The organism is Campylobacter concisus, from assembly GCF_002913545.1.
In the GTDB taxonomy this organism is placed as follows: Bacteria; Campylobacterota; Campylobacteria; order Campylobacterales; family Campylobacteraceae; genus Campylobacter_A; species Campylobacter_A concisus_AV.
This window is the reverse complement of sequence record NZ_PPBR01000102.1, coordinates 1-836: the sequence shown is the minus strand read 5'-3', so window position 1 is coordinate 836 and position 836 is coordinate 1. Positions and strand designations below refer to the sequence as shown.

Sequence of the window (836 nt, the reverse complement as noted above, 5' to 3'; positions counted from 1 at the left end):
GGCAAGACCCAAGTAAAGAAGGCGTGCAAAGAGACTTGCTGCCGATAGTTGAGGGCTCAAATGTTAATACTAAATTTGGAAATTTAAAGACAGATCACATTTTATTTATCGCAGCTGGCGCCTTTCATATAAGCAAACCAAGCGATCTCATCCCAGAGCTTCAAGGCCGTTTTCCACTAAGAGTCGAGCTTGATAGCCTTGATGAGGACGCGCTTTATCAAATTTTAACCCAGCCTAAAAATTCGCTTTTAAAACAATATATCGCACTTCTTTCAACTGAAAATGTCGAGCTAGAATTTGACGATGAAGCGATAAAAGAGATAGCTAGGATCGCTCATGCTGCAAATGAAAAGATGGAGGATATCGGTGCTAGACGCCTTCATACGGTGATCGAGCGCGTGATAGAAGATATCAGCTTTGAAGCTAGTGAAAAGAGCGGCGAGAAGATAAATGTGACAAAAGAGCTTGTAAAAGAGCGCCTAAAAGACGTTGTTGAGGATCAAGATCTAGCGAGGTATATACTTTGAAATCAGGCTTTGTTAGCATCATAGGACGCACAAATGCTGGCAAAAGCTCGTTTTTAAATGCCTTATTAAACGAAAAGATCGCCATTGTCTCGCACAAGCAAAACGCAACTCGTAGAAAGATAAATGGCATAGTTATGAACGGCGAAGATCAGATCATCTTCACCGACACGCCAGGGCTTCACGAGAGCAACAAGGCGATAAATCAACTACTAATAAGCCAAGCTATAAAATCGATGGGAGACTGTGATCTCATCGTATTTTTAGCACCTATCCATGATGATACAAGCGACTACGAGAAATTTCTAGCTC

The 836-nt window shown here is 41.6% G+C and carries 2 protein-coding genes; both read left to right on the top strand.

Annotation, left to right across the window (positions count from 1 at the left end; translation table 11 throughout):
- Positions 1-527 (top strand): AAA family ATPase (locus tag CYP05_RS06575; RefSeq protein WP_181001183.1); only part of this gene is annotated, 527 nt, incomplete at its 5' end.
- A partial coding sequence (locus CYP05_RS06570; RefSeq protein ID WP_141090285.1) for a GTPase occupies positions 524-836 on the top strand: 313 nt, incomplete at its 3' end. The genes CYP05_RS06575 and CYP05_RS06570, both read left to right, overlap by 4 nt.